Origin of the sequence: Salinicoccus halitifaciens (assembly GCF_021026095.1) — a bacterium.
In the GTDB taxonomy this organism is placed as follows: Bacteria; Bacillota; Bacilli; order Staphylococcales; family Salinicoccaceae; genus Lacicoccus; species Lacicoccus halitifaciens.
On sequence record NZ_JAJNCU010000003.1, the window covers coordinates 74086 to 87279 of the forward strand.

The following is a 13194-nucleotide window of genomic DNA, read 5'->3' on the forward strand; positions in this document are numbered from 1 at the left end:
TAATATTCATACAATATTTATTTTAGTCATCAACATTATTCAGTTCTCGTTTGTCATAAAATATCTGTTTTTCAACAGTAATTTTATACTGTTCCAATGATAGAATGGACGTTATGTATACAGGGAGTGGTTATATGTCACAAGGTGAACGGATTTTACAGGAACGTTTCAACACAACCAAACGTGCGAACGCGTTTTATAATAATCAGATGATCGACTTTCTGAATGAGGATATGCAGGAATTCATCAAACAGCAGTCTTTCATATTCATGTCGACAAGTGACGCTGCCGGCAACTGCGACTCCACCTTCAAAGCCGGGGAGCCGGGGTTCGTCCATATCATTGATGAGAAGCGCCTCATGTATCCAGAGTACCGCGGAAACGGCGTGATGGCTTCCATCGGCAACATCACCGAGAACCCGCATATCGGTTTGCTTTTCATGGACTTTACAGAACATCATATCGGCCTCCACGTGAACGGCGGGGCTGAAATCATTGAAAACGATGAGCTGCACACCGTCGTTGATGAAGGTACTGTTGAAGCATTGACGGCGCAGCATGCCGGCCGTGCAGAACGCTGGGTGCTGATTTCGGTGCATGAAGCCTACATCCATTGTTCGAAGCATATCCCGCATTTCGTGGATAAGAACGCTTCGAATGACTGGGGAACCGATGACGTGAAGAAAAAAGGCGGGGACTTCTTCAACGTCAAGGCCAATAAACACAGTGGGAATTAAAAAAGGAAGCAGTGGGATATCCCCACTGCTTCCTTTTCTTATCATGAAGTTGTCTTCGCCCTGCTCAAATAATAATATGCGCAGGCAACGAACAGTCCGCCGCCGATGATGTTGCCGATCGTCACGGGGATCAGGTTGTAGATGAACCCGCCGATGGTCACACTTTCCACGCTGCTGTGCAGAAGTGCGATGCCGAGTATCGACATGTTCGCAATGCTGTGTTCGAATCCTGTCGCAACGAATGCGAATATCAACACAAATACAAGCGCAAGCTTCGCCGCGTCGCCTTTTGCGCGTGTCGATGTCCAGATCGCAAGGCAGACGAGCCAGTTACACATGATTCCCTGGAACAGCAGATTCACAAAGCCGTCATTCATCTTATCCGCTGCGGTCGCCACAGTGAATCCATCCATTTGGATTTCGGCGAGTATACCGCTGAAGTAGATCAGATAGGAGAATATGATTGCTCCGATCAGGTTGCCGACGTAGCACCAGAACCAGATGACGAACGTATCTTTCCATGATGTGACTCTCGACAGGGCGCTGAAGGTCAGCGTCATCACATTACTCGTGAACAGTTCCGAGCCGCCCCATATCACGATTGCGAGCGCCACCCCGAATGTGATCCCGGTAATCAGGTTCAAGTATGGTGAATCGGCTGCGTACAGCGGCCCGCCCATGAAGAAGAGCACTATTACGCCGACACCGATATAGGCGCCGGCCAGTATGGAAGCCATCAGATATCTCATCCGATCGTTTTTGTATATGCTCACTTTATTCATAGCCTGGTTGTTCAATTCATCAATCGTATCTCTATACATGTCAGGACCTCCCGGTTCTCATATATGCGATAGTCATTTATCCAAGAGACATTGTAACATAACCTGCCGTTCCGCCGCCAAACATTGATAGGCAAAACCTTCTCGAGTATAGTAGAGTTGTAAGATGTTACAAAATACATAAGAAACTCGGGGGTTGTAATCATGGCATCATCAGATCGTTCGGTACAAAGCTATATTGATTCTCCTGAAAAGCAGGGGAAGCTGTACAGGCGCACGCTGATCATCATCGTCATTACACAGATATTCGGCGGGGCAGGCCTTGCTGCGGGCATCACCGTCGGGGCGCTGCTGGCCGAGGATATGCTCGGTACGAATGCGCTCGCCGGGCTTCCTGCTGCACTGTTCACACTGGGGTCGGCGGGTGCCGCATTTCTCGTCGGCAGGCTTTCCAACCGCTTCGGCAGAAGGCTTGGGCTTTCTTCAGGCTTCATCGCCGGGGGACTCGGTTCCGCCGGGGTCGTCCTGGCCGCAGTGACAGGCAGCGTATTCCTGCTCTTCCTGTCCCTGTTCATCTACGGTGCAGGGACCGCAACCAATCTGCAGGCGCGGTATGCAGGGACTGACCTCGCCACTAAGGAGCAGCGGGGTACGGCGGTCAGCCTCGCCCTCTTCTCCACCACATTCGGTGCCGTCGCCGGCCCGAACCTTGTCGATGTGATGGGCGGCTTTGCGCTGTCGGTGGGAGTGCCTGCACTTGCCGGACCGTTCATACTGGCGGCTGCCGCCTATCTGCTTGCCGGGCTGTTTTTATTCGCCTTCCTGCGCCCGGACCCTTTCATCATTGCGCGCAAGATTTCAGATCTGAGGGAGGCATCGCAGACCGAACAGGCGCCGGAGCCTTTCCAGTCCAATAGACGTCTGATCATAACCGGGGCATTCATCATGATTATGACGCAGATCGTCATGGTGACCGTCATGACGATGACGCCTGTTCATATGGGCGACTACGGCCATACGCTCGGTGCGATCGGGTTTGTCATCGGACTGCATATTGCAGCGATGTATCTGCCTTCGCCCCTGACCGGCATCCTGGTGGATAAGCTCGGCCGTTATACGATGGCCATCGCCGCCGGTGTGACACTGCTCGCCGCCGGCGTGGTCGCAGCAACCGCTCCTGGGGAGTCGTTCCTCATGATGAACGTCGCACTGATCCTGCTCGGCCTCGGCTGGAACTTCGGCCTGATCAGCGGTACTGCCCTGATCGTCGATTCGACCAATCCGGCCACCCGTCCGAAGACCCAGGGGACGGTCGATGTCTTCATCGCGCTCGGCGGTGCCGGGGGCGGCGCCATGTCCGGCATGATCGTCGCCGGATTCAGCTTTGAAGTGCTTTCGCTCGCCGGCGGGCTTTTATCTCTCCTCGTCGTCCCGATGGTCATCTGGGCCATCCAGGAGAATAAGGGAAAAGTTGAAAAACACACTTGAGTTAAGTGCCGATATATCATATAATATTATTCATGTACAGATTGAGGGGCCATAGCTCAGCTGGGAGAGCGTTGCGCTGGCAGTGCAAAGGTCAGGGGTTCGAGCCCCCTTGGCTCCATTACATGAATGATCCTTTCCACCCTTTTCATTTTGAAAATGAAAAAAGGGTGGATTTTTTTATCCACCCTTCTTCATCAATTCAACAGATATTCACCGATCTCAAGAGGGCCCACGGCTTCCCCGTCCTTGAAGACACGCATGTTGCCGCCTGAAAGTTCATCAATCAGGAGTATTTCACCGGTTTCGGCATCACGGCCGAATTCCAGTTTGATGTCGTAAAGCTCGAGGCCTTTTCTGCTGAGCTCATCCTTGACCAGTTCGCTGATCTTCACCGTCATATCGGAGATTTTTTCGTATTCGCCGGGCTCGAGTATCCCGAGCGCTTCAAGTGCCGCTTCATTGATCAGCGGGTCCTGGCGTGCATCATCCTTCAATGTGGTCTCCACATAAGCCGGAAGCGCCGCCCCTTCTTCGATATAGTTCCCGTAGCGGCGGATGAAGCTGCCGACGGCACGGTATCGGCATATCACTTCCAGCCCTTCGCCGAACACCGATATTTTTTTGACGCGCATTTCGCGTGCTTCGATATCGGCACTGATGTAATGGGTCCGGATGCCTGCTGCATTGATCTTCTCGAAGAAGAAGCTCGTCATCTCAAGGCCCGCCCTGCCGGAACCTTCCACCGTGAGCCCGACCTGGTTTTCACCCGGGTCGAACACCCCGTCCTTACCGGTCATATCGTCTTTGAAGTAGAGGATGATCTCCCCTGATTGATCCTGATACACATCTTTCGTTTTGCCCTTATAAAGCAATTCCATAAATGCCACCTCGTCTGATAAGTTATCTCCTATTATAATCATTTTCATGAAAAATGGGAAAATAAAAATGCAGGCAGCAGGACATCTTTACATTTCCGTCTTATTGAAGATGAGTATCGACAAAACAATCATCAAAACAGATGAAATGATAGTCACGATCACAGCCGGGATGATATCCCCTATTTCGAGCTCGCCGTGCACCAGCGCCATATTGCTGCCGATCAGATACTGAGGCAGGAATTCTGCGATATCCGGATGGATGCCCGCAATCATCATGATGATCACTGCGGTGAGCACCGTGATGAGCACACCCGGAAAACTCGACCTGAACACTGCGGATGCCGCCATGATCAAAGTGATGAGGAATACCCCGAACAGCCACGTCAAACCGAAGGCCCAGAAGAGATTAAGAACTTCGTCATCCCAGTAATAGATCGTGTACAAATACGTAATCAAGGCACTGATCACAAATGCCACAGTCCATGCCAGTGCAGCAAATACAGCCTTCACGAGTATGATGTTATATTTCTTGAGCCCCTTGGTGATGAGGTTGATCAGCGTATTCCTGCTGAACTCATGGGTCAGTATGCTGCCGAAGATGATGACAAGTATGACGAGCCCCATCTGATTAGCATTGCTGAAGAACTGGCTGTAGGAATCGAAGGCGGATACCGGCGGCAGTTCAAATGCGATGCCGGAATCCTCCATGACGGCTTCCAGTATATCCGGCATGAGCAGCGCCGTCAGCGGACTTACGACCCCGATGATCATGAAGACGATGATAAGGGCGAACAGCTTGAAGTTTCTGATGGACTCTATGGCCTCTTTTTTGAAGAGCGCCTTCACCTGGCTCATGACGTCACCTCCAGGTATACATCCTCAAGTGTCTTCCTCTCCCTGACGAGTTGATCCGGGTAGACATGATGACTGTTGAGCAGCTGGTAGACCTCTTCAAGTGTGCAGCCGGTGATGCGGTACATGTTATCAGCCATCCGCTCCAGAATGAGGTCACCGGCGAGCCTGTTGCGTTCTTCCGGGGTGAGTTTCACTACGATGCCTTTGTCACCAAAATTCCCATCCTTCAGGTCGATTTCCTGTACAAGTTTCCCTTCATACAAAATACCGGCCTTATCACAGATGCGCTCCACATCGGATAATATATGCGTTGAAAAGACGACCGTCGTTTCGCCTTTGACCTGGTGCAGTATATTCAGTATTTCTTTCCGGCCTTTCGGATCGAGCGCACTCGTCGGCTCGTCACAGATCAGCAGCTTCGGCCGGTTGATCAGCGCCTGGGCGATCCCGAGCCGCTGCTTCATGCCGCGTGAATAGGCCTTGATTCTTTTTTCCACGCCCTGCAGACCGACGAGTTCAAGCAGATGGTCGATGCGCGCTTTCCTATCGGCTTTTTTAATACCTGTGATTTCAGCACACAATTCCAAGTATTCCCCTGCATTCATATAAGCATAAAATTCGGGTACATCCGGCAGAAAGCCGATATGCCTGTTCGTTGACGTGTTCCCGAAGACGACCTTTTCACCGTTGACATGAATCTCCCCCGAATCCTGCTTCAGCAGGCCGAGAACCATCTTCATCGTCGTTGTTTTTCCGGAACCGTTGTTGCCGATGAAGCCGTAAATCGTATTCTCCTCGACCACGAGGTCCAGGCCGCCTATCACTTTATTGTCCCTGAAGGATTTGTGCAGATCATCAATTTTCAGGATGCTCATATCACCGGCGCTCCAGGACGAAGTAGAGTATCGGGCCGATCAGATTGAACAGGATGATGATGAGCACCCAGACCGGTTTGTTCAAGTATCTGAAAGTCTGCTGCCTGATCGCCATCACAAGGGCTGTGATCATGAGGATCAGCTGGAGCGCTGCAAGCGGGATGAGGAATGGCAGAAGCTCATTGATTTCATTATTCATTTTTTTCGCCTCCGATATATTTTTTAAGGTTATGGACGATGTTTTTAAAGCTGATGTCATCTTTGTATGCTGAAAAGACTGCACTGTTTTCGACGACATCGATCAGCTGCTCTTTGGCCAGGCCGATTTTAACCGGGGCGTCCCTGCCCGTGTCGATATCCGCGATCCACTGATCCACTTCGGAGAAGAATTCATCCCCGTGGATATAGTATTCTTTGAATAGATTCTTCACACATTCCTGAAATTCCCTCAAATAAAACAGGCATTGCTCTTTATCATGAACGTATTTCATCGCAGCAGCCAGGTAGAAGTTCAAAATGGAATTCGGATGCAGGGACTTCATGTTGAAAGTCCGGTCAAGCCCCGAACCTCTTTCAATCACTCCATCCAGATCATCATAGAGGCCGGAGTGCAGAAGCATCGTCAAATCATTCATCATATATATGACGCCCTCATATATTTGGATCTGCAGCGTCGATTTCGCTTTTTCAGGCTCGTTCATCAGCAGATATGATTGTGCCAGCACCGAACTGACCGGCAGCTTTGGAAGATTGAAGTCCTTCAGCAGTTCGCTCGCCTCCCCTGGCTGCTCTTTCATGATCAGGATCACGGCCTTGTAGAAGACCATCTCCTCCTTCAGGTGGAGCGACTCTGAAAACTCAAGCACTCTTCCGATGTAAGTTTCGGCAAGTTCGAGGACCGGATCTTTATCTTCAGTGAAATTGACATGGTTGATCAGCAGTTTGATCATTGCGGAAAGGAATGGATAACAGTTATAATACCTTTTTGAATAGCTCCGCACCCTGCCGAGCACAGCCTCGAAATCTTCACTGCTGAAAGCTTCCGCAAACTCATTGTAGATCTGCCTGATCTGCGATTTGTTGAGGTCCGGGGAAAAACCGACCAGCTCATCGAGCGAGATATCAAACAGCACCGAGAGCTCGCCGAGGTAACCGATATCGGGGATCGAGTGCCCCTTCTCCCATTTCGAGACCGCCGCCTTGCTGATATTCAGGAATTCCGCAAGTTCATTTTGGGTGAAGCCGATCCTCTTCCTGTGTGAAAGTATATTTTGACTGATGTTCATCTCTGACATACCGCACCCCCTTTAAGTCCATTTTATATCGGATGTCTTTGATTATATATTACTTCTTTAGTTACTTTTATGCATAAAAGTCAACTGTTGGTTGATTCGTTCCATGGATGATTTAAAAGTTTTAATATCACTGTCATGGTTAAAGCAAACCGCCGGTTGGAATAAAATATCCCGGAGATGTTATAATCAAAAAGCTTACATACCGGAAGGTTGTTATAACTGATTCCGCTGATACAGATTTCAATATACAATAACGGAGGATCGAACACATGGGTATTCTGCATGTACTGAAGCTGAGCCTCGCGGCACCGTCCCGGCGGGCCGTTTTTCAATTGAACCGTGTGAAGACAAAACATTTTTTCGGATACATACTTTTCCTGCTTCTGCTGATATTTCTGCCGAACGGCATCCAGCTGATCGCTGATTCCGTCAGCCGCGGCAGATTCGCACAGGAATATCTGATCATCCTGATACTGTACCCGTCGCTCGTCATACTTTTCGGCATTCTTGCGATATCATTCCTGGCATCGCTCGGCCTGCTGTTCAGGTGGCTGACAGGCAGAAAACTGGTCTATCCTCTCCTTTGGAGGATGACGGTCTATGCCCTGACGTATCCGGTCATCATCTTCACCATACTGGAGTTGTTTGATATCACATTCCCCTACATGGGGCTTCTATTGCTCATATTATTCATCATCATTTATTTCGGGATGATCCTTGCCTATCCCAAGGCCAGGAAAAGAACTTGAACATTTGAATGCGCCTGCCCCGTATTACCGGGACAGGCGCATTTTTTATTGGGAATTCAAAGATCAATGCAGGCGCCGGATGCTGTATTTCTCGACCATGGCGCGTATATCTTCAATATTTTCAGGTTTTACGGCAACTGAAATGTGGCCGTCCGGACGGATCAGATATACCGAATCCTCCTCTATCCCCGCGTCTTCGAAGGATTCTTCCCAAGGCAGATGAAAGAGCTCAAAGCCCGTCTCTTCTGCAAGGGCTGCAACTTCCTCACTCATTTCCCCATATACATGGAGCTGCCAGTCGAGGGAATTTAAGGGCCGGAAGTTGTTCACTTCACCGCGGCCGGTCCACGGCAGGCGGTCGCCGCCCTTCACTTTGACGGCTGCGCCTTCACTGAGGTCACTTTCCCGGTATTCGACATGTATTTGTGAAATCGTCCGGAAAAGCCGGTCCTTCATATTGCTGAAACGGAGGATCCGGGGGATGAACACGGGGATTACAAAATTCCTCAGGCGCTGCTTGTTCACTATGAAGTTGAACATCCGGTCGGTCGTCTGCAGAAGCGTATGTGCGAATTTGATGCGCTCTGCTTCGTACGTATCAAGGATTTCTTCTGCAGCCCGCCCTTTCAGGACCGCGCTCAGCTTCCAAGATAAATTCACTGCATCGCCGATTCCGGTGTTCATCCCCTGCCCGCCGGCGGGGCTGTGTATATGGCCGGCATCCCCGACGAGGAATACCCGCCCCTTCCTGAAGGACTCCGCCACGCGGTGATGCGATCGGTAGGAGGAATACCAGTTCACCTGTTCAATCTTGACCGGGAGGACGCTCTCTGCATAAGCAGTCATACCGGAAAAATCTTCAGGTGCCTTACCATCCTCCATATATTCATCGGGGATCAGGCCGATCAGCCTGACCTGATCCATCGTCCTGATCGGGAAACCGAGGCAGAAGTTCTCTTCGTGGAAACCGACTGCCGGATTCTCAAGAAATGTCCCATTTTCCACATCCGCCACAAAGAACACAGGGTCGTATGTGCCTCCGGTGAAATCGATGTCCAGCGCTTTCCTTACAGTGCTGGATGCACCGTCGCAGCCGCACAGATAGGCAAAATTTTCGGTCACTGTACCTTCCGGTGTCTCCATTTCAACCTCAACCGTCTCCCCATCATCTTTGAAGTTTTTCAATTCATGCTGCCATTTCACTTCATGCCCCGCCTCATGCAGGGCATCCACAAGAATCTCCTCATGGAGATCCTGCGGCAGTATCAGGATATATGGAAATTCGCTGAGGTCCTGCCCGATCAGCCCGAGCGGGATATCAGCCAGATGGTTTTTATTCCTGAAAAAATTGACTTTGTTGACGATCATGCCGTTGATGACGATTTTGTTGGCGATGCCCAGCTGTTCATAGAACTCGAGCGTCCTGGCATGGACGGCCATCGCGCGCGAAGTCGTCCCGGGCCCATCATCTTTGTCTATGATGGTGAACGGGATGCCCTGCCTGGCGAAAGACAGTGCGAGTACAAGCCCGCTCGGTCCGGCCCCGGATATCAAAACCTTTTCTTCCATATCAATACCTCCCTGTATCACTCATTCCTTCTCTCTGATTTCTTACTACATCCATACCCGTCATATGAAAAGTTAACAGTACAGGATTTCCAGGCGCCGAAATTGCTGAAACATTTTGACAATTATATGCAACAACTATACAATTCAAGTATACTAAGTTTTTTATTTTCACTATATAAGCATGAAGGAGGAATTCCAATGGCTGATCAGGAAAAAAAGTTTTCAAGACGTGATTTCCTTAAGACTTCCGGGGTCGCGGCAGGCGGTATCGTCGGCGGTGCCATGTTCGGAGGTGTAGTCGGCAGCCTCTACAGCTCCCAGGATGACACCCAGACGGCTGAACCCGGCACAGAGACTGAAGGCGAAACTGCATCGTCCGACGGTGAACCCCTGGATGACGCACGGACTTACTTCAGCAGACGTGAAGATTTTGAAACTCTTGCAGCGGCGACGGAAAGGATTTACCCGGAAGATGATAATGGGCCCGGCGCCATCGAACTCGGTGCACCTTATTTCATCGACAGGCAATGCAATGAATTCTGGGGCAGGAATGCCAGGGAATATATGATGGGGCCTTTCGACTATACGGCTTCGGCGACGCACGGCTATCAGGCGAAGATCACACGCGCCGAAATGCTGCTGAACGGTGTGCGCCGCATGCGTGAACTCAGTCTGGAAGACCACGACGATGAATTTTACAACCTGGATGAAGATACGCAGATCAGTATTCTGGAAGATTTTGAATCCGGTGATGTGGATGTGCCGGGCGCGGCTCCTGGCGACTTCTTCAATCTGCTCCGCAGCATGACGATCCAGGGTGTCTACGCGGATCCCGTCTACGGCGGCAACCGGGACTATGGCGGCTGGCGCATGATACAGTTCCCTGGACCACGCATGGGCTGGACGAATGAAATCGAATCGGAGGAATTTCAGGAGATAGAACCTGAAGGCCTGCGCACTTATCAAGGAGGAGGAATGTAGATGGCTGAAGAACTGGACAGAGTCGACGTTGTCGTCGTCGGTACCGGATGGGCCGGCGGCGTGGTCAGTGCAGAACTCGCGAAAGCAGGAAAGAATGTCGTCGCCCTTGAAAAGGGGGAGGAAAAAGTCCGCAGCGACTATATCGGTGTGAAGGATGAACTGAGGTTCGACAACCGTTACGACATCATGCAGAACTTAAAAGGTGACACGGTGACTTCAAGGAATGAAATCGATGAGACCGCACTCCCGATCCGCTCACCGCAGACGATGCAGATTGGCATCGACACAGGTGGTGCAAGCGTGCACTGGGCAGGTGCGACATACCGCTACTGGCCGTATGAATTTGAAATGCGCAGCCAGACCATCGAACGTTACGGGGAGGATAAGATTCCTGAAGATATGAACCTGCAGGACTGGGGCATTACATACGAAGAGATGGAGCCCTATTATGAGCAGTGGGAATATATGGCGGGCATCGGCGGTGAGCAGGATCCGCTCGCACCCGAGCGCAACCGTCCTTGGCCGAACCCGCCGATGAAAGAAACGCCGTCACTCAGGCTCTTCAAGGACGCGGCGACCAACCTCGGGCTGCACCCTTATCAGCTTGCCGCAGGGAACATGACGGAGAACTATGAAAATCCGGACGGTGAACAGCTCAATGCCTGCATGTACTGCTCCTACTGTACAAGGCACGGCTGCGACTTTGATGCGAAGTCGGATCCGATCGCGACGGTGATCAAGACGGCCAACCGCCATGACAACTTTGAATTGAGGCACAAGGCGAACGTGAGACGTGTGCTGTATGACGAGGATGAAAATATGGCGACAGGCGTCCTTTATGTGGATGAAAACACCGGCCTTGAATATGAACAGCCTGCGGATGTGGTCGTGCTTGCAGCATTCGCATTCGCGAACAACCGCCTTCTGATGCTGTCAGGCATCGGGGAACAATACGATCCTGAGACAAGGGAAGGCACGCTCGGCCGCAACTTCAACGGCCAGTACAACCATGCGTTCCACGGGGCGACCGGTTATTTCGAGAATGAAAAGTTCAACCTGTACATGGGGGCAGGTGCGCTTGGTGCGACATTGAGCGATTATGCCGCGGACAACTTCGACCACACGGATCTCGACTTCCTCGGCGGCGGGGCAATCGAGCTCAGGCAGTACGGCTACGCCGCCATCACCAGCAGCGGCAACCTGCCGGAAGGCACACCGAGCTGGGGCAGGGAGTATAAGGATACATCGCTGAAATATGCATACCGTACCTTGACCATCTGGTATACGGCGAATGCGATGTCCTACTGGCACAACTATGTGGACCTCGACCCGACCTACACCGACGAGTACGGTGATCCGCTGCTCCGCGTCACATATAAATTCGGTGACAACGAGAGGAATATCGGGGAGTTCGGCATCGAGAGATGCACAGAGATCATGGAAGAGATGGGTGCAGACATCGTCGAGCCCGGAACCATGCCCGAGGAGTTCAACCACGTCTATACGGGCGGACATTACACCGGCGGTGTCGTGATGGGCGACGACCCTGAAACTTCGGTCGTCAACAGCTACCTTCAGATGTGGGATGTCGACAACCTGTTTGTAGTGGGCGGCTCGGCATTCCCTCAGCACGGCGGACACCATCCGACGCCGACGATCGGGGCACTCGCCTACCGTGCCGCTGAAGGCATCCTGATGTATATGGATGAAGAAGAGGGCCAGCTGGTTCAGGCGAACAGAAAAAGCAACCTGATATGATAAAATAAGAAAATCCTTTGACTCGAGTCAAAGGATTTTTTCATTTCTATATTTATTTAACAGTCCCGCAGGTATATGGCAATAATCATCAGGATGCTTATCGAGCCTGTCCTGATGTTCTTCTGCACTTCTTACATAATTTTTAAGCGGCAGGACCTCCACCGCGATCCTCGCATGGTCTTCACGCATTTTGATGAAAACTTCCGCCCGCTTCAAGTGCGCCGGATCTTTACTGTAAAGCCCCGTCCTGTACTTCTCTCCGATATCCTCACCCTGCCGGTTAACACTGTAAGGGTCGATGATCTCGAACAGGTGATCCATGAGTGCCTCGATTGAGATGAGCGACGGATCAAACACAGTTTTCACACATTCCGCGTAACCGTCATATTCACCTTCAAGTGAGCTTGTACTGCCGTTCGCCCTGCCGGCTTCCGTCGACACGACCCCGGGCAGTGTCTTTACGAAAGCCTGGACACCCCAAAGGCATCCCCCGGCGAGATATACTGTCTCCACGTCTTCCACCCCTTCGAAATTAATCTTTTTTGATCAGCAGCCATACATAAAAAATAACATTGAGTAAAAATGCTGCCCATAGGTTCCACTGCTCACCGAAAAGCAGGATAAATGCCCCTGCACCGGCACCGACCATGAATACAAGGAGCCCTGCAAGCAGTGTCACAAAGGTGGACAGGGCTGCTCTATCATTATGGAATATGGCAAGATAGAGGTTATTCATCATGTTTTTCGCATTGCCTGTCATGATGCCGTTGTTGATGCTCGTCGTCTGGATCTTACGGAAGACGGTCAGTTCATACCCGGCAAGCAGCCCCAGCAGAAAACCGAGCGCATAGGCACCGATGACATCCTGGAACAGTGCGACAAACATCAGGAAGACCATCTGGAGAAAGAGGTAAGTGCGGTACTTCCGCCATCCATGATCCTTAAAGCGCATGACGATGCCCTGGGCCAGGAATGCACCGACGGCAAAACCGGCGAAGGATGCCACATGGACGACCGCTTCAAGAAAATCCCCTGAAAACAGCCTTGCCGACATGACGACGATGTTGCCCGTCTGGGCGCTGGCGAAGAGGCCGTCCTGGGTGATGAAGGTGAAGGCATCAATGAACCCCATCAGAAAAATGGAAAAGACGGTGAGAACCGTCAATGTCTTATCATATTCGGTCCTTTCCTGTTTCATGATCATCCTCCTGACTGGAAAAATGAGCGGGA

General features: G+C 51.2%; 14 protein-coding genes and 1 tRNA gene. 6 read left to right on the forward strand and 9 right to left on the reverse strand.

Going from position 1 to position 13194, the window contains the following annotated elements; genetic code table 11:
* The first annotated feature begins 134 nt into the window (after positions 1-134).
* Positions 135-737, forward strand: a complete 603-nt coding sequence (locus LPW40_RS06910; RefSeq protein WP_230821506.1) for a pyridoxamine 5'-phosphate oxidase family protein — start codon at positions 135-137, stop codon at positions 735-737.
* Positions 738-778: 41 nt separating this feature from the next.
* Here the strand turns inward: LPW40_RS06910 and LPW40_RS06915 are convergent, their stop codons facing one another.
* A complete protein-coding gene (locus LPW40_RS06915; protein WP_230821507.1) occupies positions 779-1558 on the reverse strand; it encodes a formate/nitrite transporter family protein in 780 nt (259 codons plus the stop codon).
* A gap of 162 nt (positions 1559-1720) precedes the next feature.
* Between LPW40_RS06915 and LPW40_RS06920 the strand changes: the two genes are divergently transcribed.
* Together LPW40_RS06920 and LPW40_RS06925 are read left to right on the forward strand one after the other, a co-directional pair.
* Positions 1721-3004: an MFS transporter gene (locus LPW40_RS06920; protein ID WP_230821508.1), complete on the forward strand. Its 1284-nt coding sequence runs from the start codon at positions 1721-1723 to the stop codon at positions 3002-3004.
* Between the two features lie 45 nt (positions 3005-3049).
* Positions 3050-3122, forward strand: a tRNA-Ala gene (locus tag LPW40_RS06925).
* Between the two features lie 76 nt (positions 3123-3198).
* On the opposite strand, the gene LPW40_RS06930 is transcribed toward LPW40_RS06925, so the two are convergent.
* The 5 genes from LPW40_RS06930 to LPW40_RS06950 all read right to left on the reverse strand — a co-directional run bounded on the left by LPW40_RS06930 (position 3199) and on the right by LPW40_RS06950 (position 6907).
* Complete coding sequence (locus LPW40_RS06930; protein ID WP_230821509.1) at positions 3199-3882, reverse strand: phosphoribosylaminoimidazolesuccinocarboxamide synthase; 684 nt, start codon at positions 3880-3882, stop codon at positions 3199-3201.
* A gap of 87 nt (positions 3883-3969) precedes the next feature.
* Entirely contained in the window at positions 3970-4737 is a 768-nt protein-coding gene (locus LPW40_RS06935) for an ABC transporter permease (protein WP_230821510.1), read from the reverse strand.
* Positions 4734-5612, reverse strand: a complete 879-nt coding sequence (locus LPW40_RS06940) for an ABC transporter ATP-binding protein (protein WP_230821511.1) — start codon at positions 5610-5612, stop codon at positions 4734-4736. Before LPW40_RS06940 ends, LPW40_RS06935 begins: the two co-directional genes overlap by 4 nt.
* 1 nt (position 5613) lies before the next feature.
* Entirely contained in the window at positions 5614-5811 is a 198-nt protein-coding gene (locus tag LPW40_RS06945; RefSeq protein ID WP_230821512.1) for a PLDc N-terminal domain-containing protein, read from the reverse strand.
* Positions 5804-6907 (reverse strand): helix-turn-helix domain-containing protein, encoded by a 1104-nt coding sequence (locus tag LPW40_RS06950; protein ID WP_230821513.1) that lies wholly within the window; start codon positions 6905-6907, stop codon positions 5804-5806. The genes LPW40_RS06945 and LPW40_RS06950 overlap by 8 nt, the downstream gene beginning before the upstream one ends.
* A gap of 269 nt (positions 6908-7176) precedes the next feature.
* Here LPW40_RS06950 and LPW40_RS06955 point away from each other — a divergent pair, with 269 nt between their 5' ends.
* A complete protein-coding gene (locus LPW40_RS06955) occupies positions 7177-7656 on the forward strand; it encodes a DUF1189 family protein (RefSeq protein ID WP_230821514.1) in 480 nt (159 codons plus the stop codon).
* 63 nt (positions 7657-7719) lie between these two features.
* Here LPW40_RS06955 and LPW40_RS06960 read toward each other — a convergent pair whose 3' ends face one another.
* On the reverse strand, positions 7720-9225 hold the full coding sequence (locus tag LPW40_RS06960) for an FAD-dependent monooxygenase (protein WP_230821515.1): 1506 nt from the start codon (positions 9223-9225) through the stop codon (positions 7720-7722).
* A gap of 198 nt (positions 9226-9423) precedes the next feature.
* Between LPW40_RS06960 and LPW40_RS06965 the strand changes: the two genes are divergently transcribed.
* Positions 9424-10206, forward strand: coding sequence for a gluconate 2-dehydrogenase subunit 3 family protein (locus tag LPW40_RS06965; protein ID WP_230821516.1), 783 nt, complete (start codon positions 9424-9426; stop codon positions 10204-10206).
* Positions 10207-11964 (forward strand): GMC family oxidoreductase, encoded by a 1758-nt coding sequence (locus LPW40_RS06970; protein ID WP_230821517.1) that lies wholly within the window; start codon positions 10207-10209, stop codon positions 11962-11964.
* A gap of 27 nt (positions 11965-11991) precedes the next feature.
* Here the strand turns inward: LPW40_RS06970 and LPW40_RS06975 are convergent, their stop codons facing one another.
* Together LPW40_RS06975 and LPW40_RS06980 are read right to left on the reverse strand one after the other, a co-directional pair.
* Positions 11992-12477, reverse strand: coding sequence for a peptide-methionine (S)-S-oxide reductase (locus tag LPW40_RS06975; RefSeq protein WP_230821518.1), 486 nt, complete (start codon positions 12475-12477; stop codon positions 11992-11994).
* A gap of 19 nt (positions 12478-12496) precedes the next feature.
* The gene (locus LPW40_RS06980) at positions 12497-13162 is read right to left on the reverse strand and encodes a YoaK family protein (protein WP_230821519.1); all 666 of its coding nucleotides are present in this window, start codon (positions 13160-13162) and stop codon (positions 12497-12499) included.
* Positions 13163-13194: the final 32 nt, after the last annotated feature.

Bases quoted from the DNA above. Each gene is read 5' to 3' on its own strand.
- LPW40_RS06910 (WP_230821506.1), top strand. From the start codon at position 135: ATGTCACAAGGTGAACGGATTTTACAGGAACGTTTCAACACAACCAAA.
- LPW40_RS06915 (WP_230821507.1), bottom strand. From the start codon at position 1,558: ATGTATAGAGATACGATTGATGAATTGAACAACCAGGCTATGAATAAA.
- LPW40_RS06920 (WP_230821508.1), top strand. From the start codon at position 1,721: ATGGCATCATCAGATCGTTCGGTACAAAGCTATATTGATTCTCCTGAA.
- LPW40_RS06930 (WP_230821509.1), bottom strand. From the start codon at position 3,882: ATGGAATTGCTTTATAAGGGCAAAACGAAAGATGTGTATCAGGATCAA.
- LPW40_RS06935 (WP_230821510.1), bottom strand. From the start codon at position 4,737: ATGAGCCAGGTGAAGGCGCTCTTCAAAAAAGAGGCCATAGAGTCCATC.
- LPW40_RS06940 (WP_230821511.1), bottom strand. From the start codon at position 5,612: ATGAGCATCCTGAAAATTGATGATCTGCACAAATCCTTCAGGGACAAT.
- LPW40_RS06945 (WP_230821512.1), bottom strand. From the start codon at position 5,811: ATGAATAATGAAATCAATGAGCTTCTGCCATTCCTCATCCCGCTTGCA.
- LPW40_RS06950 (WP_230821513.1), bottom strand. From the start codon at position 6,907: ATGTCAGAGATGAACATCAGTCAAAATATACTTTCACACAGGAAGAGG.
- LPW40_RS06955 (WP_230821514.1), top strand. From the start codon at position 7,177: ATGGGTATTCTGCATGTACTGAAGCTGAGCCTCGCGGCACCGTCCCGG.
- LPW40_RS06960 (WP_230821515.1), bottom strand. From the start codon at position 9,225: ATGGAAGAAAAGGTTTTGATATCCGGGGCCGGACCGAGCGGGCTTGTA.
- LPW40_RS06965 (WP_230821516.1), top strand. From the start codon at position 9,424: ATGGCTGATCAGGAAAAAAAGTTTTCAAGACGTGATTTCCTTAAGACT.
- LPW40_RS06970 (WP_230821517.1), top strand. From the start codon at position 10,207: ATGGCTGAAGAACTGGACAGAGTCGACGTTGTCGTCGTCGGTACCGGA.
- LPW40_RS06980 (WP_230821519.1), bottom strand. From the start codon at position 13,162: ATGAAACAGGAAAGGACCGAATATGATAAGACATTGACGGTTCTCACC.